The sequence below is a fragment of the Streptomyces sp. UC4497 genome, assembly GCF_054871485.1.
The window spans coordinates 1-19,768 of sequence record NZ_JBTYHB010000012.1; the positions used below are offsets into that span (position 1 = coordinate 1).

A 19,768-nucleotide genomic window follows, 5' to 3' on the forward strand; every position below is an offset into this window, starting at 1 on the left:
TCACCACCCCCACCCCCCCCCCCCCCACCCCCCCCCCCCCCCCCCCCCCCCCCCCCCCCCCACCCCCCCCCCCGGGCCCCCCCGCCCCCCCCCCCCCCCCCCCCCCCCCCCACCCCCCCCCCCCCCCCCCCCCCCACAAACCCCCCCCCCCCCCCCCCCCCCCCCCCCCCCCCCCCCCCCCCCCGCGCCCCCCCCCCCGCCCCGCCCCCCCCCCCCCCCCCCCCGCCCGGGGGGGGGGGCCCGGGGGGGGCCCCATCGCCGCGGCCCCGCCCTCTTTTCCGCTCCCCGTGCCTACGCTGACGGCCATGACGACTCACCCACACTCCGGTCCGCCCGAGTCCGCGGCCGCCGTCGACGCCTACCTCGGCGACCTGCTCGCCCCCGCCGACGAGGCCCTGGCCGCGGCCCTCGCCGACAGCGAGGCGGCGGGCCTGCCCGGTATCAACGTCTCGGCCACCAACGGGAAACTGCTGAACCTGATCGCCCGCATCCAGGGCGCCCGCCGGATCCTGGAGATCGGCACGCTCGGCGGCTACAGCACCATCTGGCTGGCCCGCGCGCTCCCCGCCGACGGGTCGCTGGTCACCCTGGAGTACAGCGCCCGGCACGCCGAGGTGGCCCGCGCGAACATCGCCCGTGCGGGCCTGGACAAGGTGGTCGAGGTACGGGTGGGCGCGGCGCTCGACTCGCTGCCCGGCCTGGCTTCCGAGGGCAGCGACTTCGACCTGGTCTTCATCGACGCGGACAAGGGCAACAACCCGCACTACCTGGAGTGGGCGCTGCGCATGACGCATCCGGGCAGCGTGATCGTCGTCGACAACGTGGTGCGGGGCGGCCGTGTGACGAACGCCGACTCCACGGAGGGCGACGTGGTCGGAACCCGCGCCGCGCTCCAACTCCTCGCGGACCACCCGAAGTTGGACGCGACGGCGATCCAGACGGTGGGCTCGAAGGGGCACGACGGCTTCGCGCTGGCCTACGTGAGTTCGTGACAGAAGCCGACGTGCACGCTGCGCGGCCCGCTCCGGTCGGCCACGAGCACCTCACCGGAGGAGCCGCGCGGCAACGTCAGCACCCCGCCGTACGCGACGGGCTGTCCGAGGCCCTGCCCCTGCGGCCCGAACCGCACCCGCACCTCGGATGCGGGGTCGTCCTGCGAGCCGCGCAGCCAGAACAGGATCCAGTCGCCTTCCGGCCCGCACCGGAACTCCAGGTGCACCCGCGACACGAACAGCCAGTCCTCCGGGATCACGAGCCGGCACACGCTCGCGTCGCGGCCGACGCGCAGCACGGATCCCGGCTCGCTCCGGGCCTCGGCCATGGCCATCGCGGCCGTCGCACCCTCGTCGCCACCGGCCATGGTGGCCATGGTCAGTTCGAGCACCGCGCTCCCCCCACCACCGTCGTTGCTTGGTCACCCGTTGTCCCTCGCAGCCTATGGCGCCACGATCCGCTCTGGGACACTTGCGTCATGACCGAACGCAAACCGCCCGGAGTCAGCTTCGAGTCATTCGTCGACAAGCAGATCCGTGACGCGGAACGACGCGGGGAGTTCTCCTCGCTGCCCGGAGCGGGCAAGCCGCTCGAATCCTCGGCCGACTCCACGTACGACGAGAACTGGTGGATCAAGGGAAAGCTGCGCCGCGAGGGCTTCTCCGTCCTGCCGCCCTCCCTCGCCCTGCGCAAGGAGGCCGAGGACACCCTCGCCGCGCTGCCGAAGGCCCCGTCGGAACGCGTCGTGCGCCGCACGATCACGGAACTCAACGACAAGATCCGCGACATGATGTTCAAGCCACCGCCCGGCCCGCCGCTCGGCCTGAAGCCGTACACGGCGGAGGAGATCGAGGATCTCGTACGGGAGTGGCGGCAGGCGCGGCCGGGCCGCGAGTCGGCCTGAGAGGGCGCTGAGGCAGGATGGGCACATGTCTGTCGTAAAGATCAACGTCCTGAATGTGCCGGCCGAGCAGCGCGAGACCCTGGAGAAGCGGTTCGCCTCACGCGCCGGGGCCGTCGAGAACTCCGACGGCTTCGAATGGTTTGAGCTTCTCCGTCCCATCGAAGGGACTGACGACTACCTGGTGTACACGCGGTGGCGCGACGAGGCCTCCTTCCAGGCCTGGATGGAGGGCCCCATGAAGGCGGCCCACCAGGGCCCGCAGGGCGGCGACCGCCCGAAGCCGGCCGCGAGCGGCTCCACGGTGTGGTCCTTCGAGGTCGTCCAACAGGCGGCACCCAAGTCGGCGTAAGGCCTCCGGCACCCGGGGGTGACAGGGGCGGGGGCCAGGCCGAAGGGGGCGGCCCCGTGAGTCGGGGCCGCCCCGTTGGGCCAGGCCGTCCTGTCTCCAGGTTCATCCACCGGTTGCCCGGGCCCGAGGTGCCAACCCTCAGAGGCTCAGCAGCCGCTCCGCCGTCTCCCGGTAATCCCGGAGGGCCTGGCGGAGTTGTTCCGTGTCGTCCGGGGAGCCCTGCCAGGACGTGCGTAGGGTGCGGCGGTGGCCCGCGAGGGTTTCGGTGAGGCGGGCCGTCAGGTCCTCCAGGACGTGGTCGGCCTCCTCCACGGAAGCGCGCGGCTCGTCGATGAAGCCGGTGAGCGCGTGCCGCAGCCGGCCTTCGAGTTCATCGCGCTCGCCCGCCGGAACGAGGCCGTAGCGCCGCCCGGCACGTGCCCCACGCTCGGGGTCGCCCTGGCTGCCCGCCACGGCGCCCACCCCGCGCTCCACCGCCGGGTCCGCCTCGCGCCCGACCGCGGGACCCATCCCACGGCCAGCCCCGCGATCCACCGCGGGATCCATCTCGCGCCCCGCTACGGGGCCCGCCTCGCGGCCCATCGCGGGATCCACCCCACGGCCCACCGCAGGGTCCACCCCGCGGCCCGCCGCGCGGTCCGGTCCGCGGTCCGGTCCGCGGTTCGCCTCACGCCTCACCGTCGGATCCATCGCGACCCCCTTGTCGACGCCGTCCGCCTGCGCGCGCTCGATGTCCGTCATGGGTCTCAACTCCCCTTTGCCAGGCGGCCCTTGAAGACGCCGTGGCGCTTGTTCGCGTGGTGGTGGGCGGGTCGGTCCGGGGTGTGGGTGCGGGACGTCGCGCGGTCCGGGCCGACCAGCTCGTCGAAGAGTGGCCGCGCCTCGACCATCGCCTCGCGCAGCTCCTCCGTACCGGCCCCGCTCCCGGCCCCGTTCCCGTTCGTGCGGGCGTGCGCCGCGAGGTGCACGCGCCGGTATCCGTGCACGTGCGGGCCGTGGTGGACGGAGAGCGCGTCGAGTTGCTCGTCGTAGCGGCTGCCGTCCGGGAAGCCGCGCTCGTGCGCCAGGTCGGCGAGGAGCAGATCCGCCTCGGCGACGGCAACGTCCGGGGATTCGACGAAGCGTTCCTGGGCGTCGGCCCAGCGCATCAGATAGCGCTCACGGGCGGCGGGGTCCAGCGGCTGCTCGCGCAGCGCACCGTGCCGCCGCACACGCTCGGCCAACTCCCGCTCGGCGGCCTTGGTGTCGCCGTCGTGCCGGGCCACGGCCCGCTCGTACTCGGGCCCGAACCGGCGCCGAAGACCGCGCCCGCCACGGGGTGCGGTCCGCGCGGCGAAGATACCGGCCGCGACCACGATCACGACCCCCACCACGACCAGAGCGATGATCAAGCCTGTGGACATGACTGCCTTCCCTCAACTGTGGCTGTTGCACGCCGGGTTGCCCCCACTGGCGCCCTGAAACAGATCGGTACCGGTCACGGCCGAATCCGGTTGCACTCACCCACCCCACCGGCCTCACCATGTCCCATGAACACCACGTCCTGGACCGTCACCCCGGAGCCGTACGACTCCCCCGCAGCGGCCGCGCTCTGGCGCGCGTACTACACGGAGGTGAGCGATCGGTGGTATCTGCTGCACGAGGGGCATGTGACGGATCCGGTCGAGCTGGAGCGGGCGATCGTCGCCGAGTCGGGAAGTGAACTTGCGCCGCCGCACGGGCAGTTGCTGCTCGCGCGGTACGCGGGTGAGCCCGCGGGGACGGCGGGCGTACGGCTGGTGGACGCGGTCACCGCCGAGCTCACGCGGGTCTACGTACGCGAGCAGCTGCGCGGCAGGGGCGGCGCCGCGCTCCTGGTGGCCGCCGCCGAGGACGCGGCCCGCGCGCTCGGCGCCGCCGCGATCCGCCTCGACACCCGCGACGACCTGGTGGAGGCCCGATCGCTGTACGCGCGGCTCGGCTACGAGGAGACGACGCCGCACAACGACGACGTCTACGCCGAGCACTGGTTCAGGAAGCCGCTGACGCCGCCGAACTCGCATGCGGCCGCTCCCCGTCCGAGCCGCACATCTCCATGTTGAGGTCGGCCACCAGCTGGACGAGGTCGCGGGGGCGGTCCGGGCCCCACCAGTCGCCGAGCAGCTCGGCGAGGGACTCCTCGCGGGCCCGCGCGAGGCGTTCGGCGACCACGCGGCCCTCGTCCGTGAGGATCAGATCGGGCCCCTCGCGCACGGCGAGGCGGCGCTCCTCGACCTGACGGGCCGCGTCGAGGATCACCGGCAGCGGGATCGCCGTGTACTCGGCGAGCACGCCGGGCTCGGCCCACCCGTTGCGATGGGTGCGCAGAATCAGCCAACTGGCCGCGGGCAACAGGTCGTAGCCGGCCTTGGCGGTGATCTTCTCGTACACCTCGCGGCGCCCCTCGCGGCTCCCGAGCGTCGACAGGGCCCGCACCGCCTCGTCGTACGAGGAGCGCTCGACGGGGTTGCTGGCGAGCGTCTCGGTGACGTCGGGCGCGGTGACCGAGCCGCGCAGCGGGTCCTCGTGCAGCAGCAGCGCGAGCGCGAAGGCGAGCAGCGTGACCGGGACCGCGTACAGGAAGACGTCGGTGATGGACGTGGAGTAGGCGTGGATGACCGGCGCCCGCACGTCCGGCGGGAGGGAGGCGATGCCACGCGGGTCGGAGCCGAGCGAGTCCGGGGTGACGCCCGGCGGCAGCTGCCGTCCGGCGAGGGCGTCACCGAGCTTGCTGCCGAGCTGGTTCGCGAAGATCGTGCCGAAGATCGCCACGCCGAACGAGGCGCCGATGGAGCGGAAGAACGTGGCGCCCGATGTGGCCACGCCCAGGTCCTCGTACGGGACGGCGTTCTGCACGATCAGGACCAGGACCTGCATGACGAGGCCGAGGCCCACGCCGAAGACGAAGAAGTACAGGCTCATGATGCCGGTGGCCGTGTGCTCGTCCATGTTGTGCAGGAGCAGCAGCCCGATCAGGGTGATGGCCGTGCCGGCGACCGGGAACACCTTCCAGCGCCCGGTGCGGCTGACGACCTGCCCGGACAGGGTGGTCGACAGCAGGAGGCCGAAGACCATCGGGAGCATGTGCACACCCGACATGGTCGGCGTGACACCCTGCACGACCTGCAGGAACGTCGGCAGGTACGTCATCGCGCCGAACATCGCGAAGCCGATGACGAAGCTGATGATCGCGGACAGGGTGAAGGTGCGGACCCGGAACAGGCGCATCGGCAGCACCGGCTCCGACGCCCGGAACTCCACGAGGACGAAGGCCACACCGAGTACGACGCCGAGCGCCGCGAGCCCGATGATCTGCGGCGAGCCCCAGGCCCACGTGGTGCCGCCGAGCGAGGCGACCAGGACGAGGCAGGTGGCGACGGAGGCGACGAGGAACGTGCCGAGGTAGTCGATGCGGTGCTTGGTCGAGCGGACAGGGATGTGCAGCGCCGCGGCGATCACGAGGAGCGCGACGACGCCGATCGGCAGATTGACGTAGAAGACCCACCGCCAGCTCAGATGCTCCGTGAACAGTCCGCCGAGCAACGGCCCGAGCACACTCGTCGCACCGAAGACGGCACCGAACAGCCCCTGGTACTTGCCGCGTTCACGCGGCGAGACGATGTCGCCGACGATCGCCATGGACAGCACCATCAGACCGCCGCCGCCGAGTCCCTGCAAGGCGCGGAAACCGATCAACTGCCCCATGTTCTGCGACAGTCCGCACAGCGCGGACCCCACCAGGAAGATGATGATGGCCAGTTGGAAGAGCTTCTTGCGCCCGTACTGGTCACCGAGTTTTCCCCACAGCGGGGTCGCCGCCGTCGCGGCGAGCATGTACGCGGTGACGACCCAGGACAGGTGCTCCAGGCCGCCCAGATCGCTGACGATGGTCGGCAGGGCCGTCGAGACGATCGTCTGGTCGAGCGAGGCCAGCAGCATGCCGAGCAGCAGCGCGCCGATCGACACGAGGACGCCACCGGACTTGGCGTTCTCCTTGGGCGCGGCGGGAGCTCCGCGACCACTGTCTCCCGGCCCCACGCTGTCGATGTCCTGGCTGCTCATGGCCACCTCCGAAGCCGGCCCGGCACGGACGTGGCCGGGTGCTTGGTACTTCCCATCCTGGTAGGTGTGACCAGGTTTGGCCTGTTGAGTCGTGCGGCGCTCGAAGTTTTTCCCGGCGCCGTACGGTCACGGCGTGCACACGGGTGCTGACGAGCGTTTATGGGACCGGCGCTGCGCCCGGGGCCGACGGGTCTGCATAATGCGCTGCAGAGACCCGGCGGGGGGCCGGAGCGCTCGGAGGGGGTTCCCAGCGGTGAGCGAAGAACGTCGTACGTGTCCGGAGTGCGGGACCGAGGGAGGTCCCGACGGCGCACCGTCCTGCGCCTGCGAGCCGGAAGCCTTCGCTCCGCTCCGTGTCCGCCCCTATGTCTCGCTCTCGGAGCCCTCGCAGCCGACCCCGCCACGGGCCGCCGACCCGTACGCGTATCCGCCGCCGCCTCCGCACGCCGCGGGCGACGACGCCGACGACGGCCCGGATCCGGACGAGCCGGCCAAGCACGGCCGGATGCTGCTGCTCTCCGCGGTCACGGCCGTGCTGAGCGTGGCGACCCTGGTCACGGTGCTGATCACGTCCCCGGGCGACGACGACGCCTCGGCCTCGGACAACACGGCCGCGACGGCGACGGCGATAACACTCGCCCCGTCCCGCTCGTCGACTCCCACCACACGCTCCGCGTCCCCGTCCCCGACGGACCCCACATCCGCCCCGCCCTCCCCCTCGCACTCCCGGACGATCACACCGTCCCCCACCCCGACCAGCAAGAAGCCCGAGTCGGATTCGAAGAAGCGCAGCAAGAGCCCGTCCCCCTCGCCCTCCCGCACGACGTCGTCGTCGAGTCCGGAGACCACGCCGACACTGCGCAAGGGCGACAGCGGCCGCGAGGTCGCCGAACTCCAGTGGCGCCTCAAGCAGTTGAACATCTACGTAGGCGAAATCACCGGCGACTTCGACAGCCCCACGGAGTCAGCGGTAGGCACCTACCAACTCTCCCGAGGCATCCAGGACGACGAGCGAGGCGAATACGGCCCAGCAACACGCACAGCCCTGGAACGGGAAACCGGCGGTCAACGGGGACGTGAGCACGGGTAGCCAAAAAGGGGCGCGGGGCTGTGTCTATTTGCGGCTGCCGCCGCGGGGCGCGCCCAGCCACTACAGGGCGCAATCCGCGACGTCCCCGAACCTCTGTGCCCTAGGGCAAAACGTCACCGCACGTACAGCGCAACCTCACCACTACCAAGAACCTCAACCCGTACCGCCGAAAGATCCGGCACACACACGGTCGCCCCGTGCGCCACGGCCCTGGGCCCAACCCCCACAACCCGCATCCCCGCGGAGCGCCCCGCCGCGATGCCCGCCCCCGAGTCCTCGAAGACAACGCAGTCCGCCGGATCGACCCCCAGCTCGGCCGCCCCCTTCAGGAACCCCTCGGGATCGGGCTTGCTGGCCCCCACGTTCTCCGCCGTCACCCGCACCGCCGGATACGCGAGCCCCGCCGCCCCCATCCGCGCCGTCGAGAGCGCGAGATCGGCCGAGGTGACGAGGGCGTGCGCGACGCCACCCGCGACGAGCGACTCAAGGAAGCGCGGAGCGCCCGGCACGGCGACGACGCCCTCCACGTCGGAGGTCTCCTCGGCGAGCATCCGCGCGTTGTCCGCGTAGTTCTCCTCCATCGGCCGCTCGGGGAGCAGCTCGGCCAGCGTGGCGTGCGCCTGGCGGCCGTGCGCGACGGAGAGGACGTACTCCGCGTCGAATCCGTTGGCCGCGGCCCAGCGGCGCCAGATCCGCTCGACGACGGCGTCGGAGTTGACGAGCGTGCCGTCCATGTCGAGGAGAAGTGCGCGCGCCTTCAGAACAGTGGGAACAGTGGGCGTGGCCGACATCGGCGGGCTCCAGACTGCGGAGGGCTACGGAGAGCTCCGAAGAGCTGCGGAGGCAGAAAGGGAACAAGGCGGCCCCGCCCGCTGGTCAGGGTTTAACGGGCGGGTGCCACTTTGTTTCTCCACGATACAAAAACTCACCCGAAGATCGCCACCCGCCCCCCCACTCTCCGCACCGGCACGCCCTGCGCCGCCGCTCAACCGCCACTCACCGCGTCGTCGGCGGCGACGACGGGAACGTCTTCGTATACGGATTCGGCAGCCCCGGCGGCGCGATCAGCGCGACCTGGGGCGCCCCGGGCTGCGGCACCGGCGGGGTCATCTGCGACTTCGGGACCCGCGGCGGCCCGGTCTGCTCGGCGAGGGCCTGGTCCATATTGACCAGGCCGGTCTTCTCCAGGACCTCCATGTGGTCGCGCACGACGTCGTTGGCCTCGTTCGCGAGCCGGCGTATCTCGGAGTTCTGGGTGGTGGCCCGGATATTGCTGATGGCCGGGAAGATCTGCCCGTGCGTCACGCGCATGATGTTCGACGCCGTGGAGTCGAACTCCTTGCCGCCCTTGGACTCCACGGTGGCCACGAACTGCTGTTGCTGCGGCGTGGGTTGGTTGGGCAGGGTGATGCCCAGATCCTGGGAGATCTTGCGGCAGCTGGCGTCCAGCAGGGAGTGCCCGACGATGAGGTGCTGCCCGGCCGTCTTCATCTCCGGCGTCGTCCCCCGCTTCAACACCTCCTGGCCCAGGGGGAATTCCCACAGCCCCGCCGACCTGACCTTGACCACGAAGTCACGGTCGGCCTCGGTGAGTGGGCCCCATTGGGTGCTGCCGACGACGCGCGCCTGCGTCGTGGTCGTGTTCTGCACACCGAGCATGGCCGGATAGGCCAGGGCCGAGACGGTCACGATCAACGCGCCGATCACGAAGAAGTTTCCGGCCGTGGAGCGCGAGAGTCGCATGGTGCCTCCAGTCGCGAACAAGGGATACCGGAGAGTACGGACGCGAACCCCGGACCGATCAGCGTCCGGCGAAAAATCCCCGCGTTCTTTTTCGCGCCCGGCCCCCGCCAACTCCCGTTTTGCCGGGCCTACTTGTGATCGACCTCCGGGCCCGCCACCATGTTGACGCGACCCTGCCACACCGAGCGCCCCACAACACACACCGCGGCAGGTCCCGCGCAACTCCACCCCACACCCAGGGAGTTCACATGCGTTCCACCTCGACCTCGCGCCGCATACGCCCGGTCTACGCGCGTCGATCCTCGTTCGCCGCGGCCGCCACCGGCATCACCGCCCTCGCCCTGCTGCTCGCCACCCCGTCCGCCCAGGCCTCCCCGCCCACCCCCATCAGCGGCGCCACCGCCCGTACGTACCTCGGCGAGCTGACGGAGAAGGCGGAAGGTTCCTCCGACGGCTACAGCCGCGAGAAGTTCCCGCACTGGATCACCCAGTCCGGCACGTGCAACACCCGCGAGGTGGTCCTCAAGCGCGACGGAAAGAACGTCGTGACGGGCTCCGACTGCGCGGCCACGTCCGGCAGTTGGTACTCGGAGTACGACGGCGCGACGTGGTCGGCGGCCGCGGACGTCGACATCGACCACGTCGTCCCGCTGTCCGAGGCGTGGAAGTCGGGCGCAAGCTCCTGGACCAACGACGCGCGCCAGGGATTCGCCAACGACCTCACACGGCCGCAGCTCATCGCGGTCACCGACAACGTCAACCAGTCCAAGGGCGATCAGGACCCGGCCGAGTGGATGCCCTCGCGCACCGCGTACACCTGCACGTATCTGCGGATGTGGGTCCAGGTGAAGCACTACTACAAGCTCAGCGTCGACCCGGCGGAGAAGTCCGCGATCCAGTCGGGGCTCAGCGGCTGCTGAGGGCTCTGCCGAGGTCCCTGCTGAGGCCTGCACCGAGGCCTCAGCAGGGACCTGCGGAAAACCGGGCCGATGGAACCGCCCCGCCCACCTCCGACGTTCCGTACCGTACGGGGCCGGAACGTCGGAGGAACGAGCGGGAGGCGATCACGTGGCGAGGCTGCGCCTTGGACCACTGCTGCGGTACGTGGACGAGGAGACGGCGACGGTGTGGGTCGAGGCGAGCCGGCCCTGCGTCGCCGAGGTGCGCTGCGCGGACGGCGCGTCGGGCAGCGCGCCCACGTTCCAGGTCGACGGGCACCACTACGCGCTGATCCCGGTCACCGGGCTCACTCCCGGCACGGAGACCACGTACGAGGTGATCCTCGACGGCGGCGGCGTCTGGCCGCTGCCCGACTCCCCGTACCCGGCGAGCACCATCCGCACCCCGTCGTACGAGGGCGGGGGCCCGGTCCGCGTCACCTTCGGCTCCTGCCGCTGGGCGGCCCCGCCCGCCGACGAGCACGACCCCGTGGGTCCCGACGCCCTCGACACCCTGGCCGCCCGCATCGCCGCGGACCCGGACGGCGAGCGCCCGGACGTCCTCGTACTCCTCGGCGACCAGGTCTACGCGGACGAGGTCTCACCGGCGACGCAGGCGTGGCTGTCCCGCCGCCGCGACCTGTCGGAGCCACCGGGCACGGAGGTCGCGGACTACCAGGAGTACACCCACCTCTACTACGAGTCGTGGCTCGACCCGGAGGTCCGCTGGCTGCTCTCCACGGTCCCCAGCTGCATGATCTTCGACGACCACGACCTGATCGACGATTGGAACACCAGCGCCTCCTGGCTCGCGGACATGCGCGAGATCCCCTGGTGGCGCGAGCGCCTGCTGAGCGGCCTGATGTCGTACTGGGTGCACCAGCACATCGGCAATCTGTCACCGGCGGCGCTCGCCACCGACCCGGTCTACGCGGCCGTCCGGGCCACCCCCGACGGCACGGACGCGCTCCGCGAGTTCGCGGCCCGCGCCGACACGGACCCCGGCTCGGTCCGCTGGAGCTACCGCCGCGACTTCGGCCGCGTACGCCTGTTGATGGTGGACACGCGGGCGGCCCGCGTCCTCGACGAACAGCACCGGGCGATGCTTGCGCCCAGCGAGACGAAGTGGCTGCGCGAACAGACCCTCGCGGACCACGGCACGTACGACCACCTCCTCATCGGCACGTCGCTGCCCTGGCTGCTCCCGCACCTCATCCACGACGCCGAGGGCTGGAACGCGGCGCTGTGCCGGGGCGAACGGGGGGCGCGCTGGGCGAAGTTCGGGGAGGACCTGCGACGCAGGGCGGACCTCGAACACTGGGCGGCGTTCCCCAAATCCTTCGACGCGCTCGCGGACCTGATCGCCGAGGCCGGCTCGGGGCCCGCCGCGCCCGCGACGATCTCGGTCCTCTCCGGCGACGTCCACCACGCCTACGTCGCCGAACCGACCTGGCCCGCGAACGCCGAGGTACCGAGCGCCCGCGTCCTCCAACTCACCTGCTCCCCGGTGCACAACTCCGTCCCCGCCTCGATACGCCTCGGCTTCCGCTTCGGCTGGAGCCGCTTCGGACGCATCATCGGCCGCCGCTTCGCCCGCCACGCCCGCGCGAGCACCCCCCGCATCGCCTGGCGCCGCACGGGCGGACCCTGGTTCGGCAACCAACTCATGACCCTGACCCTCCGCTCCCGCACCGCCCACCTAACCCTCGACCAGGCGGACACGGACCGGGGCCTGATCCGCGCGCACGAGCGAAGGCTGACGTAATCCAAGCCCCGCCTTTCGAACGAGAGCCAGCGGGGTCCGGGGCGGAGCCCCGCGTCCGTAACGCCGGTTCGGCAAATCCAGCCCCGCCTTTCGAACGAGAGCCCGCGGGGCCCGGGGCAGAGCCCCGTGACGTAGGCACGGTGGGCCACCACCGACGGACACCGGCCAACGGCCCCACCCCAGGTGAGACGGACCACACCCCCACCGACCCACACCACCCCCGGCAGGGAACCGGCATGATGAGGCGGTCCATCCGCTTCCCAGCAGCCCCACATGCCTCGGGAGTCCCACGTTGCCCGTCCCCCACACCGAGCACCCCGAGCACCCCACGCACCCCGCACCCCCCACCTTCGCCCTCGCCATCGTCGGCGCAGGCCCCCGCGGCACCAGCGTCCTGGAACGCCTCACCGCGTCGGCGGACGAGCTCCTCCCGCCCGGGACGCGGCTCACGATCCACCTGATCGACCCGCACCCACTGGGCGCGGGCGCCGTCTGGCGCACGGACCAGGCCCCGGAACTCCTCATGAACACGGTCGCCTCACAGGTCACCCTGTTCACCGACGACAGCGTCGACTGCTCGGGCCCGATCCGCCCGGGCCCGAGCCTGTACGAGTGGGCCCTGCGGCACGACGCGGCCCTCGCCCCCGACGCGTATCCGACCCGCGCCCAGTACGGGCGCTACCTGCGCTGGGTGTTCGCCGAAACGGTGGCGTCCGCCCCGGAGTCCGTAGAGGTCGTCCCACACGCCACCCGCGCCGTCCGCCTCGACGACACCCCCGGCACGGAGGGCCGCCTCCAGACCCTCACCCTCGCCGACGGCCACCACCTCACCGGCCTGCACGCGGTCGTCCTCACCCAGGGCCACCTGCCCGCCGCCCCCGCCCCGGCCGAACGCGACCTCACCGAGTACGCCCGCCGGCACGGCCTGCGCCACCTCCCGCCCGCCAACCCGGCCGACCTCGACCTGACCCCCCTCGCCCCCGGCGAACCCGTCCTCCTGCGCGGCCTCGGCCTCAACTTCTTCGACCACATGGCCCTGTTGACGGAAGGCCGCGGTGGCCGCCACATACGCACGGCGGACGGCGCCCTGCGCTATCTCCCCTCGGGCAACGAGCCCCGCCTGTACGCGGGTTCACGCCGCGGCATCCCGCACCAGGCACGCGGCGACAACGCCAAGGGCGCGTACGGCCGCCACCAACCCGCCGTACTCACAACAGAGTTGATAGCCGGATTCCGCAAACGGGCCGACTCCGGCGACGCCCCCGACTTCCTCGCCGACATATGGCCGCTGGTCGCGAAGGAGGTCGAGACGGTCTACTACGAGACGCTCCTGCGGACCACGGACGCCCGCCCCCGCACCGACGACTCCTTCCGCGAACGCTTCCTCGCCGCACCCCACCGCTCCCGCCAAGAGGCGGCCATTCTGAGGGAGTTCGGGATATCCGAGGATCTTCTGTGGTCCTGGGACCGCGTCTCACGCCCGGCCTCGGGCCGCACGTACACCTCTCCCGCCTCATGGCGCGCCTGGCTTCTCGGCCATCTTCGCGAGGACGCCGCGCACGCCGCGCTCGGCAACGTGGACGGGCCGGTGAAGGCCGCCCTCGACGTGCTGCGCGACCTGCGCAACGAACTGCGGCTCGTCGTCGACCACGGCGGCCTGACCGGCACTTCGCGCCGCGACCACCTCGACCGCTGGTACACCCCGCTCAACGCGTTCCTGTCGATCGGGCCGCCCCGGCGACGTATCGAGGAGCTGACCGCACTGATCGAGGCCGGCGTCCTGACCGTCGTGGGGCCGCGCATGGAGGTGACGGCGCGGGACGGCCGTTTCGTCGCGCACTCGCCCGACGTGCCCGGTTCGACCGTGAGGGTCACCACACTCGTCGAGGCCCGACTGCCCGAGCCCGACCTCCGCAGGACCGCCGACGACCTGCTGATACGCCTCCTCAAGACCGGCGGCGCCCGGCCGCACACGGTCGACGGGCACGAGACCGGGGGCCTCGACGTCACACCCCGCCCGTACCACCTGATCAACCGTCAAGGTCGGCTGCACACACGGCGGTTCGCCTTCGGGGTGCCCACCGAGGGGGTGCACTGGGTGACCGCCGCGGGCGCCCGCCCGGGGGTCGACTCGGTCACCCTCTCCGACGCCGACGCGGTGGCCCGCGCGGCCCTGCGCACGGCCGGCGCGGACCCCGCGACGCCCGAAACGGAGGCCGACCCGGAGGGCGATCATGGCCGGATGTTGAACTTGCAAGCACTAATTAGGTTCCCCTAATCTTTGGCGCCCCACACCGGTGGCGGCAGCGGCGATGAAGGCGCTCCTCGCGCCGGTGCTCTCGGTTACGTCCCCACCGACCGAAGGAGCCCCACCATGACTGGACGTCTCAACCGCGCCCAGCCCTACGCTCTCGGCCTCTTCCGCATCGTCATAGGCCTGCTCTTCGCCTGCCACGGCGCCGCTTCGCTCTTCGGCGTCCTCGGCGGGGCGATGGGCGGCGGCAGCGTCGAGACCGGCGCCTGGCCCGCCTGGTACGCGGCCGTGATCCAGCTCGTCGGCGGCGGCCTCGTGCTGCTCGGCCTCGGCACCCGCTTCGCCGCCTTCATCGCGTCGGGCTCGATGGCCTACGCGTACTTCAAGGTCCACCAGCCCGAGTCGCTGTGGCCGCTCCAGAACGGCGGCGAGGCCTCCGTGCTGTTCTGCTGGGCGATGCTGCTGCTCGTCTTCACCGGCTCCGGCGCGCTGGGCCTCGACCGCCTCTTCGCCGGACGCGGCGAGCGGGTCGAAGACACGGCACGGACCGGCGAGGCCGTCCCGGCCTGAGGTTCCGCGCACGCATGACAGCGGCCCGCTCCCCACGTGAACTCGTGGAGGGCGGGCCGCCGTCATACGCGTACTTGCACGTACGGCCTCAGGAGATCGAGGTGAACGGCACCGAGAGACACGCCACCCGCTCCCCCGACGCGCCCGGCTTGTCGTGGATCACGATGGAGCCCGCGCCGCCGTGCCGCAGCCCCCACGACTTGTGCACCTTCGCGCTGCCATCGCCCTTCGCGTCGGCGGTGAAGTCGAGCCAGAGCTCGTTCTCCTCGGTCACCCGCTTCGGGTCCACCACGTCCTGGTAGTGCCCGCCCGCCGCCTCGGGGTCGGCGCCGCACGACTTCTGGTGCACGTGCGCGCCGTACTCGTGGCCCGGCACGAGCCCTCTCACCCGCATGCTCACCGTCATGCCGGACGAGTCGGTCCCGTGCTGCGACACCTCGATCGACGACGCCGGGGGCACGAGGGCCTTGTCGTAGGTGAGCGCCGAGGACGCGACGAACGCGTTGGGCGGCGAGAAGTGCCCCGCCATCCGCACCCAGTAACTCGTCGTCGCGCTCGCGGTGCCGGTGGTCACCGCGAGAGCGGCCGCCGCCAGGACACCTGTCACGATTTTCGCCTTCATTTCCCTTTCCTCCGATCACTGGGGGTCACCAGACCCGTCCTATACTGACTTTTTGGTACGGGACGTGACCGACCCATCACGGCAGGAACACGCGGGAACGTGAGATCAGGAACAACTGTGCCCCTTTCGCCACTTCAGCCACTTCCGAGGCGTACGCTGTAGAGCTGTCATGTCAGCCGCTCCTGTCGGGAGGAACGGCCGGAAAGCACCGGAACGGTCCGTACGGGAGTAGGCGAACAGTGCTGCAAGGTGTCCTGGGGTCACTGACCGACAGTTCGTGGATCTACGCGATCGTGGCGCTCTCCGTCGTCTTCGACGTGTTCGTGCCCGTGCTGCCCAGCGGCTTCCTCGTGATCGCCGCGGCCACCGCGACCGCGGGCGGCGCGGCCGCCACCGGCGGCGTGCCGCACCCCAACCTCCCGGACCTGCTCGCTCTCACGCTCTGCGCCGCGACGGCCTCGGTCCTCGGCGACCTGGTCGCCTACCGGATCGCCTGGCGCGGCGGCGAACGCCTGGACCGCGCCCTCGCCCGCTCCCGCCGCCTGAGCACCGCGCAGGAACGTCTCGGCGGGGCGCTCGCGCGCTCCAGCGGCGGGCTGCTCGTGATCATCGCCCGGTTCGCGCCCGCGGGCCGCTCGGTCGTCTCCTTCGCGGCCGGTACGGCGCACCGCCGGGTCCGCGAGTTCCTGCCGTGGTCGGCCGCCGCGGGCGTGGCCTGGGCCGCGTACAGCGTGGCGCTCGGCTACTTCGGCGCGCAGTGGCTCGGCGCGAGCTGGCTCTCCACCATCGTCTCGGTCCTCGCCCTGGTGGGCGCGGGCGCGGTGGCGGCTTATGTGATGCGCAGGCCGGTGCCGGCGGCCCAGGAGGCCTGAGCCGCTCCGCCCCGCTCTCGGCTCAAGAGGCCTGAGCCGCTCCGCCCTGCCTTCGACTCAGGAGGCCCGAGCCGCCTCCCTCGGTTCCTTCGAGTGCGCGGATCCGCGCACCTCGAGGCCGTCGAGCAGCTCGGCGGTCGCGCGGGCGATGTCGTCCACCGCCCGTTCGAACACCTCGCGATTGTGCGCGGCCGGCGCCCGGAAGCCGGACACCTTCCGCACGTACTGGAGGGCTGCGGCCCTGATCTCGTCCCCGGTGGCCTCTTCGGGGAGCGCTGGCGGGCGAAGGGTCTTGATGCTGCGGCACATGCCTCCAGTCTGCCGCCGGGGAGCGCTCCGCACCCGGCGATCGCCCAACGGCCGGGCATCCCACGGCCGGACCCCCGATGACCACACGTTCGCGTGAACCACCCGATGAAGTACCCGAAGTTGCTCGCACCCTGAATTCGAACAGACGTACCATTGCCGGGTGGCAGCGACCGATGACTCCGACTTCGACTTTCCCGGCGACCTTCTCGCCGGCCAGGCAGAGCTGCATCAGATCAGGGCCGAGCTTCTGGCCCTGCTCAAGCGGCTCCCCTGGTCGGTCGAGCCCCATGACGCGGTCATAGACACGCAGGGCTGGCGCAAGATGGAGCGCGCGGCCTCGCCCGGCTGGAGCGAGGACGATCAGGCGGAGGTGGAGAAACTCCGCAGGCGCGAGCTGGAACTGGCCGTCTTCGTGACGTGCCATCGGTACTGGTCCGAGCTGACGGGCAGCGACGCGGTGCGGGCCCGCGCGCGCCTCAAGCACGTGCACGACGAGCCCGCGCGCGACGACGCCGGGAACGAAGACAGTCCCGGGAACGATGGAGGCCCCGGGAGCAATGAAGGCTCCGGGAACGGCGAAGGCCCCCGGGCTTGATCGCCTGAGGGCCTTCGTTCATCGTGCTTCACGGTGGGCGCGGACGGTTTCGAACCGCCGACATTCTGCTTGTAAGGCAGTACATCGCTCTGACCAGCGTTTCCGAGTCTCGCCGAGACTCGCCGGACCTCGATCACACCCTCACTGCGCCCCCACTTTGAGTCCCTTCGGATCTCGCCGAGACTCGCCGAGGGGGTCTTGTGGACTCCTTGTGGATTCCACCGCCATTGGGTCACTCAACGGCCCGGAGTCCACTTCCCTCGCCGCCCTCGCCGGTCAGCGCCTTACGCACCCGCTCCTGCGCCCCCTCGCCTTCGTGGGTGTAGATCCACGTGACCTTGCCGCCACGCTTCTGCCCGAGGAACGCCTGAGCGTCCACCTCCTTCACGCCTGCGTGGTGCAGACGGCTCGCCACGTCGTGCCGGTACTCGTACAGCCGCGGCCACCACTCAGTGCGACCCGTCTCCGGGTCCTTCACCTTGCGCGCCACGCCCGCCTGCTCGATGGCCTTCTTCCACGGGCGCTGCAAATTGTTCATGTTCAGCGCAGCACCCTTTGGACCCCGGAACACCAGCTCCTCCGTGTGCAGGTCGTACCCGTCACCGATCGCTGAACGCGTGCGCTTCGGCTGCCACTTGGCGACCATCCAGCGCAGCGCCTCCATCGCCGTCGGCGTCAGCGGCACCGTCCGGAACCCTGCCTCGGTCTTGGGCGCCTCCTGCCGGCACAACCGCCCCTTGTCGAGGACGAGGATCTCCCGCACCTGGACGACCATGTTCTCCTCGTCGAGGCAGTGGAGGCGCAGGCCCGCGTACTCGCCCGGCCGCATGCCGGTCTCGTACGCGAAGTCCCGCAGGATGCGCTGGTAGTACTCGGGGAGCGCTGCGTGGATCAGGGCGTACTGCGCGACCGTCGGCGGCTTCAGGTCGTCGGGGTGCTTGGCGGGCTTGGGTGCCGTGACTTCGAGGTGCTCGGCGGGGTTGATCTTGATCCGCTCGCCATCCTTGATCGCCGCCTCCAGGAGCGTGATGAGCAGGCGCCGCACCTGGCACTGCGTCCGGTAGCCCTTCACCTCGTGCGTGAGCCACCGCTGGAGCGCCATGTACTCCAGATCGATCAGCTTGTACTTGGCCCACTTCGGTTCGATGTGGGCGCTCCAGATGCTGAGCTTCCGGTTGCGGGTCTTGACCTTGCCTTTCTTGCTCTGGACCTCCCAGAACTTTTCCCACCAGTCGCCGACGAGGATCTTGCCGCGTTCCGGGTCCCGGTAGCTCCGATCCCGGACCTCGGTCCTAGTCCTGTCGAGGAAGTCCTCGGCGGCCTTCTTCCCGCCGTTCTTGATCGGGAAGTTCTTCGAGCACTGCTTGCCGGTGGGGTCGCGGTAACGGGCCTGCCAGGACCCGATGCAGTCCCGGCGGGGCCGGCGCTCGCCGTACTGCTCGGGCGGGTACTTGGCCATGCAGGCCGGGCAGCCGCAGGACTTGGTCTCGATCTGGCGTGGGTTGTTCAGAGGCTTACGCGGCACGACGGTCCTCCTCGGTTGCGCCGTAGCTCTGCCTTTGATGATCGGCAGGGAAATCCGCACTGCTTCGCGTGGTTCCCTGCTCGCGGTTACGCGCCAAGGTTGATCACCTCGCCACTCCTTCGCTGCTGTGGGACGTGCGCGACGAGCCGGATTGGCTCGCCACACCAGCAGCGTGCACCGAACTCGCCCTGGGGTATCGCGAGTTCGGAAAGGACGGCACGGAGGGCCAGGAGTGCGTACCCGGGCACGCGCAACTCGGCTGGGATCGAAACGAGTTGGCGGTCGGCGTCCCACGGTACGAGCGAGGCAAGCGGCGCGTACTGCGCGCGAATACACATGACGGTCCCCCCAGAGACACGAGTGGTCAGAGAGAGCCGTGGGGGAGGACATCGGCCGTGCGGTCGAAGATAGCCCCTGCCGATGGAATATGCGACCACTCAGCGCAAGGTTTGTGAGCGAACTCTTACGTTGAGTGAACGAGTCCGTTTGGAGGAGACTCGCGCGATCAAGGAAAGGTTGTACGCCTGCACTTGACGGCGCATCAGTGCGCTACTGGTTGCTGTCGCGGAGCGCCTTCGCCTGGATCTCCATCATTTCCTGCTGATCCTCAGTGAGGCCAGCGAAGAGCTCCATGAGTCGCTCCACGCGATCAGGAGAGAGGGGGCCGGGGGCCTTGCGGCCGGCCGCATCGCTTAGGCGCTTGACCGAGAACGAGGGGAAGGCGTCAGCGAGCTTCCGGATGGCGTCGTCGCGCGGAGTGCGCTTGCGGTGGATCCAGGTGTTCACCGTGGAAGTCGACACACCGATGCGCCGCGCGAGCTTGCTGCCGTCGAGGTTGTTCTGGTCCATCAGCTCGGCGAGCACCTGCGCGAAGTCCTCGTGAGGCTCCTCGGTTTTCACGCGCCAAGATTGCCCCGCCGCTTCTACTTTTCGCAAGTGAAAGTAGAAGCGTGACGCGTTCTAGTCCGGCGCGTGACCTCCCCGTCGCGCGCCGTCGGCGCTTGTATATGCCACCAGAATAGAACACAGGTTCGAAGATCGCGCGGCCCTCACGAATTCTCGGCAGAACTCGGCGAACCCGTTGACGCATCTTCGACTTCGACTGTAGAAATGTCGCATCACCCCGACACCGGAGTGAGCAACACCACCACCAGGCACG

General features: G+C 70.8%; 22 protein-coding genes and 1 tRNA gene. 11 read left to right on the forward strand and 12 right to left on the reverse strand.

Features of this window, described 5'->3' with window-relative positions; genetic code table 11:
* Window positions 1-305: 305 nt before the first annotated feature.
* Window positions 306-992 carry an O-methyltransferase gene (locus ACYSUO_RS18345; RefSeq protein WP_461777202.1) on the forward strand — a complete coding sequence of 229 codons (687 nt, stop codon included), beginning with the start codon at window positions 306-308 and terminating at the stop codon, window positions 990-992.
* On the opposite strand, the gene ACYSUO_RS18350 is transcribed toward ACYSUO_RS18345, so the two are convergent.
* Window positions 977-1,384 (reverse strand): hypothetical protein, encoded by a 408-nt coding sequence (locus tag ACYSUO_RS18350; protein WP_461777203.1) that lies wholly within the window; start codon window positions 1,382-1,384, stop codon window positions 977-979. The genes ACYSUO_RS18345 and ACYSUO_RS18350 overlap by 16 nt on opposite strands.
* An 87-nt stretch (window positions 1,385-1,471) precedes the next feature.
* On the opposite strand from ACYSUO_RS18350, the gene ACYSUO_RS18355 reads away from it, so the two are divergent.
* Window positions 1,472-1,897 (forward strand): DnaJ family domain-containing protein, encoded by a 426-nt coding sequence (locus ACYSUO_RS18355; protein WP_461777204.1) that lies wholly within the window; start codon window positions 1,472-1,474, stop codon window positions 1,895-1,897.
* A 25-nt stretch (window positions 1,898-1,922) separates the two neighbouring features.
* Complete coding sequence (locus tag ACYSUO_RS18360) at window positions 1,923-2,246, forward strand: antibiotic biosynthesis monooxygenase family protein (RefSeq protein WP_461777205.1); 324 nt, start codon at window positions 1,923-1,925, stop codon at window positions 2,244-2,246.
* Window positions 2,247-2,384: 138 nt separating this feature from the next.
* On the opposite strand, the gene ACYSUO_RS18365 is transcribed toward ACYSUO_RS18360, so the two are convergent.
* Both ACYSUO_RS18365 and ACYSUO_RS18370 read right to left on the reverse strand, forming a co-directional pair.
* Window positions 2,385-2,987, reverse strand: a complete 603-nt coding sequence (locus tag ACYSUO_RS18365) for a hypothetical protein (RefSeq protein WP_461777206.1) — start codon at window positions 2,985-2,987, stop codon at window positions 2,385-2,387.
* 5 nt (window positions 2,988-2,992) lie between these two features.
* Window positions 2,993-3,649 carry a hypothetical protein gene (locus ACYSUO_RS18370; RefSeq protein ID WP_461777207.1) on the reverse strand — a complete coding sequence of 219 codons (657 nt, stop codon included), beginning with the start codon at window positions 3,647-3,649 and terminating at the stop codon, window positions 2,993-2,995.
* A gap of 126 nt (window positions 3,650-3,775) precedes the next feature.
* On the opposite strand from ACYSUO_RS18370, the gene ACYSUO_RS18375 reads away from it, so the two are divergent.
* On the forward strand, window positions 3,776-4,327 hold the full coding sequence (locus ACYSUO_RS18375) for a GNAT family N-acetyltransferase (protein WP_461777208.1): 552 nt from the start codon (window positions 3,776-3,778) through the stop codon (window positions 4,325-4,327).
* Here the strand turns inward: ACYSUO_RS18375 and ACYSUO_RS18380 are convergent.
* Together ACYSUO_RS18380 and ACYSUO_RS18385 are read right to left on the reverse strand one after the other, a co-directional pair.
* Entirely contained in the window at window positions 4,257-6,326 is a 2,070-nt protein-coding gene (locus tag ACYSUO_RS18380) for a DHA2 family efflux MFS transporter permease subunit (protein ID WP_461777209.1), read from the reverse strand. The genes ACYSUO_RS18375 and ACYSUO_RS18380 overlap by 71 nt on opposite strands.
* A 363-nt stretch (window positions 6,327-6,689) precedes the next feature.
* The gene (locus ACYSUO_RS18385) at window positions 6,690-7,190 is read right to left on the reverse strand and encodes a hypothetical protein (RefSeq protein ID WP_461777458.1); all 501 of its coding nucleotides are present in this window, start codon (window positions 7,188-7,190) and stop codon (window positions 6,690-6,692) included.
* Here ACYSUO_RS18385 and ACYSUO_RS18390 point away from each other — a divergent pair.
* Window positions 7,183-7,416: a peptidoglycan-binding domain-containing protein gene (locus tag ACYSUO_RS18390; protein WP_461777452.1), complete on the forward strand. Its 234-nt coding sequence runs from the start codon at window positions 7,183-7,185 to the stop codon at window positions 7,414-7,416. The genes ACYSUO_RS18385 and ACYSUO_RS18390 overlap by 8 nt on opposite strands.
* A 113-nt stretch (window positions 7,417-7,529) precedes the next feature.
* Here ACYSUO_RS18390 and ACYSUO_RS18395 read toward each other — a convergent pair whose 3' ends face one another.
* Together ACYSUO_RS18395 and ACYSUO_RS18400 are read right to left on the reverse strand one after the other, a co-directional pair.
* Complete coding sequence (locus ACYSUO_RS18395) at window positions 7,530-8,207, reverse strand: HAD-IA family hydrolase (RefSeq protein WP_461777210.1); 678 nt, start codon at window positions 8,205-8,207, stop codon at window positions 7,530-7,532.
* A 205-nt stretch (window positions 8,208-8,412) separates the two neighbouring features.
* Entirely contained in the window at window positions 8,413-9,159 is a 747-nt protein-coding gene (locus tag ACYSUO_RS18400) for a DUF4142 domain-containing protein (RefSeq protein ID WP_461777211.1), read from the reverse strand.
* Between the two features lie 275 nt (window positions 9,160-9,434).
* Between ACYSUO_RS18400 and ACYSUO_RS18405 the strand changes: the two genes are divergently transcribed.
* The 4 genes from ACYSUO_RS18405 to ACYSUO_RS18420 all read left to right on the forward strand — a co-directional run bounded on the left by ACYSUO_RS18405 (window position 9,435) and on the right by ACYSUO_RS18420 (window position 14,686).
* Window positions 9,435-10,079: an HNH endonuclease family protein gene (locus tag ACYSUO_RS18405; protein WP_461777453.1), complete on the forward strand. Its 645-nt coding sequence runs from the start codon at window positions 9,435-9,437 to the stop codon at window positions 10,077-10,079.
* Between the two features lie 148 nt (window positions 10,080-10,227).
* Complete coding sequence (locus ACYSUO_RS18410; RefSeq protein WP_461777212.1) at window positions 10,228-11,862, forward strand: alkaline phosphatase D family protein; 1,635 nt, start codon at window positions 10,228-10,230, stop codon at window positions 11,860-11,862.
* 292 nt (window positions 11,863-12,154) lie between these two features.
* Complete coding sequence (locus tag ACYSUO_RS18415) at window positions 12,155-14,140, forward strand: FAD/NAD(P)-binding protein (protein WP_461777213.1); 1,986 nt, start codon at window positions 12,155-12,157, stop codon at window positions 14,138-14,140.
* Window positions 14,141-14,236: 96 nt separating this feature from the next.
* Window positions 14,237-14,686, forward strand: a complete 450-nt coding sequence (locus ACYSUO_RS18420) for a DoxX family protein (protein ID WP_327663548.1) — start codon at window positions 14,237-14,239, stop codon at window positions 14,684-14,686.
* A gap of 88 nt (window positions 14,687-14,774) precedes the next feature.
* On the opposite strand, the gene ACYSUO_RS18425 is transcribed toward ACYSUO_RS18420, so the two are convergent.
* Window positions 14,775-15,308: a superoxide dismutase family protein gene (locus tag ACYSUO_RS18425; RefSeq protein ID WP_461777214.1), complete on the reverse strand. Its 534-nt coding sequence runs from the start codon at window positions 15,306-15,308 to the stop codon at window positions 14,775-14,777.
* 239 nt (window positions 15,309-15,547) lie between these two features.
* Here ACYSUO_RS18425 and ACYSUO_RS18430 point away from each other — a divergent pair, with 239 nt between their 5' ends.
* A complete protein-coding gene (locus ACYSUO_RS18430) occupies window positions 15,548-16,180 on the forward strand; it encodes a DedA family protein (protein ID WP_461777215.1) in 633 nt (210 codons plus the stop codon).
* A gap of 57 nt (window positions 16,181-16,237) precedes the next feature.
* Here the strand turns inward: ACYSUO_RS18430 and ACYSUO_RS18435 are convergent, their stop codons facing one another.
* A complete protein-coding gene (locus tag ACYSUO_RS18435) occupies window positions 16,238-16,489 on the reverse strand; it encodes a DUF2277 domain-containing protein (RefSeq protein WP_461777216.1) in 252 nt (83 codons plus the stop codon).
* A 160-nt stretch (window positions 16,490-16,649) separates the two neighbouring features.
* On the opposite strand from ACYSUO_RS18435, the gene ACYSUO_RS18440 reads away from it, so the two are divergent.
* Complete coding sequence (locus ACYSUO_RS18440; protein WP_461777217.1) at window positions 16,650-17,084, forward strand: hypothetical protein; 435 nt, start codon at window positions 16,650-16,652, stop codon at window positions 17,082-17,084.
* Between the two features lie 34 nt (window positions 17,085-17,118).
* On the opposite strand, the gene ACYSUO_RS18445 is transcribed toward ACYSUO_RS18440, so the two are convergent.
* The 3 genes from ACYSUO_RS18445 to ACYSUO_RS18455 form a co-directional block, all read right to left on the reverse strand.
* Window positions 17,119-17,236, reverse strand: a tRNA-OTHER gene (locus ACYSUO_RS18445).
* A gap of 80 nt (window positions 17,237-17,316) precedes the next feature.
* Window positions 17,317-18,609: a site-specific integrase gene (locus ACYSUO_RS18450; protein WP_461777218.1), complete on the reverse strand. Its 1,293-nt coding sequence runs from the start codon at window positions 18,607-18,609 to the stop codon at window positions 17,317-17,319.
* A 549-nt stretch (window positions 18,610-19,158) separates the two neighbouring features.
* Window positions 19,159-19,509: a helix-turn-helix domain-containing protein gene (locus ACYSUO_RS18455; protein WP_461777219.1), complete on the reverse strand. Its 351-nt coding sequence runs from the start codon at window positions 19,507-19,509 to the stop codon at window positions 19,159-19,161.
* Window positions 19,510-19,768 lie beyond the last annotated feature (259 nt).